We start from the raw sequence: 2,705 nt of genomic DNA on the forward strand, positions 1-2,705 counted from the left end.
CGCGCGCGCAGGCGGCGGCGGCGCGCGAGGCGGCCAGGCCGACGCTCACCGACAAGATGCTGCAATCGGCGGCGCGATCGGTCGCCTCCTCGGTCGGGCGGCAGGTGGCGGGGCAGATCGGCGGGCAATTGCTGCGCGGGCTGCTCGGCGGTCTGTTCAAGGGCGGCCGGTAGCGATATCCAGCGCCCCGTCTATCGTTTCCAAGTGCAGATCAGGAGTCGCCATGCGCCCGCTGTTTTCCCTCGCCCTGCTGCTGGCCGCCGCTCCAGCCTGCGCGCAAATCAACGCGGGCAACGACAAGGCCAGCGGCGCGCTGCCCTTCGCCGTGGCGCCGGTCGCGAGCTTCACGCTGCCGTGGAAGATCGCCTTCCTGCCCGATGGCCGGATGCTGGTCACAGAGAAGGCGGGCAAGCTCTGGCTGGTCGGCAAGGATGGCGCGAAGACCGAGGTCTCGGGCGTGCCCAAGGTGGAATTGTCGTCGCAGGGCGGGCTGCTCGGCGTCTATGCGGCGCCCGGCTTCGCGCGCGACGGCGGCGTCTATCTGACTTATTCGGAGCCCGGCCCCGGCGGAACCGGGCTCGCGCTCGCGCTCGCCAGGTTCGATGCCAAGGGCGCGCGGCTCGCCGACCTCCGCGTGGTCTGGCGGCAGCTTCCCCGTGGCAAGGGCGGCCAGTTCGGCGGCTATATCGCCTTCGCGCCCGACGGCCGATCTTTGTTCCTCACCAGCGGCGAGCGCCAGCGCTTCACGCCGGCGCAGGATCCCGATCAGGCGCTGGGCAAGATCCTGCACCTGACGCTCGACGGCAAGCCAGCGCCCGACAATCCCGATGCCGGCAAGACGGGGGCGGCGAGCGTCCCCGTCTTCGATCCGCCCAAGGATACGGCCGCGGTGGCGGGTGCCGTGGCGGTGGCCGGGCAGACGCCTTCGCCCAACCTGACGCCCGCCGAGACGTGGACGACGGGCCATCGCAATCCTTACGGCCTCGCCTTCGATGCCGCGGGCAGGCTGTGGGAAACCGAGATGGGGCCGAGGGGCGGCGACGAGCTCAACCTGATCGAGCGGGGCAAGAATTACGGCTGGCCCGTGGTGTCTTGGGGGATGAACTATGACGGCGTGCCGATCGCGCAGCACCCGACGCATCCCGAATTCCAGGAGCCCGCGATCTACTGGACCCCGGTGATCGCGCCGGCGGGCTTCACTTTCTATGGCGGCGCTCTCTTTCCGGCATGGCGCGGATCGGCGTTCATCGGCGGACTGGTCAGCCACTCGATCACGCGCATCGCCTTCGAAGCGGGCAAGCCCCGCCCCGCCGAACGCTGGGACATGGAGCACCGCATCCGCGAGGTGGTGGAAGGGCCGGACGGCGCGCTGTGGGTGCTGGAGGATGGCGCGCCGGGACGGCTGCTGCGGCTGACGCCCAAGGGTTAGCGTCGGTCCTTGGACTTTCGTCACCCCGGCCTTGAGCCGGGGTCCCGCTGCTTGGCCGACGTCGAGGAAGAAGCGGGACCCCGGGTCAAGTCCGGGGTGACGGTTGGGATTGAACGGGACAGCCGCTAGGCCTTGCAGGCCTCGATCGCCGCCGGTCTGGGCGGTTCGCCGCTCGCTTCGAACAGCGCGAGATAGCCGCTGGCGGCGGGCATCGGGCGTTGGGCGATCTGGCGGAAGCCGACTGCTTCCAACTCGCATTTGAGCAGCGCGGGCGGGGTGCCGTGCGAGGCGGTGTCGCGATCGGCGTCGACGATGACGATGCGGCCGCCGGGGCGCAGCGCGGCGCGCAGCCGCCACATCAGCGCGTAGGGATCGCTGATCTCGTGATACATGTGGATCAGGAAGATGCGGTCGAAGCCGTTCGGCGGGAGCCGGGCGTCGTCCGGCCTGCCGAGCGTGACCGAGACATTGGCCAGCCGCTCGCGCGCGATGCGCCGGGCGAGCCCGTCGCGATAGGCGGGGACGATATCCTCGGCGAGGACGCGGCCCCGCCCGCCCACCGCCTTGGCGAGACGGACGCTATAATAGCCCTCCCCCGCGCCGACATCGGCGACGCTCATCCCCGGCCTGACGCCCGCGGCGGCGATCACCGCATCGGCCTCGTGCGCGAGATCGCGCTGCGGCTCGGTCGACCAGCGGCTGGAGACGATCGAGGCGACGGGGCGATCGGGGAAGGGGAAGCCGGCGGCGTCGCGCCTGGCTTGCGGCTGCGCCTGGCCGCACGCGGCGAGGAGGAGGGCGGCTATCATGCCCGCAACCCGGAATCCGTTCGTGCCGAGCCTGGTCGAGGTACGGGCAAGGGGCGTTTCGCTTGTGGCGCGTCCCTCGACTGCGCTCGGGACGAACGGGTTGGGGGCGACGCCGAAGCTCATTCCACATCCTCCACTTCGACGGTCTCGCCGGTCACGCGCTGCGACAGCGCCGCCGCCATGAAGCGATCGAGATCGCCGTCGAGCACGTCGGCGGGCGCGGTCGATGTGACGCCGGTGCGGAGGTCCTTCACGAGCTGATAGGGCTGGAGGACATAGCTGCGGATCTGGTGGCCCCAGCCGATGTCGGTCTTGCTCGCGGCGGTGGCGTTGGCCTCCAGCTCGCGCTTGCGCAATTCCTCCTCGTAGAGCCGCGCCTTCAATTGCTTCATCGCCTCGGCCTTGTTCTTGTGCTGCGAACGCTGGTTCTGGCACTGGACGACGATGTTGGTGGGGATGTGCGTGAT

At 70.2% G+C, this 2,705-nt stretch carries 3 protein-coding genes and 1 pseudogene; 2 read left to right on the forward strand and 2 right to left on the reverse strand.

The annotated features are described in order from the left end of the window. Positions 1–173, forward strand: a pseudogene (locus HUU94_RS12840) (ATP-binding protein); the annotation flags it as partial. A 50-nt stretch (positions 174–223) separates the two neighbouring features. Beyond that, complete coding sequence (locus HUU94_RS10335) at positions 224–1,429, forward strand: PQQ-dependent sugar dehydrogenase (RefSeq protein WP_174275002.1); 1,206 nt, start codon at positions 224–226, stop codon at positions 1,427–1,429. 125 nt (positions 1,430–1,554) lie between these two features. On the opposite strand, the gene HUU94_RS10340 is transcribed toward HUU94_RS10335, so the two are convergent. Together HUU94_RS10340 and HUU94_RS10345 are read right to left on the reverse strand one after the other, a co-directional pair. Next, positions 1,555–2,238 (reverse strand): class I SAM-dependent methyltransferase, encoded by a 684-nt coding sequence (locus tag HUU94_RS10340; RefSeq protein WP_174275003.1) that lies wholly within the window; start codon positions 2,236–2,238, stop codon positions 1,555–1,557. Positions 2,239–2,357: 119 nt separating this feature from the next. Then, on the reverse strand, positions 2,358–2,705 hold a 348-nt coding region (locus HUU94_RS10345), incomplete at its 5' end, for a peptide chain release factor-like protein (protein WP_302480196.1).

It is taken from the genome of Sphingomonas bacterium, from assembly GCF_903644055.1.
Taxonomy (GTDB): domain Bacteria; phylum Pseudomonadota; class Alphaproteobacteria; order Sphingomonadales; family Sphingomonadaceae; genus Sphingomonas_I.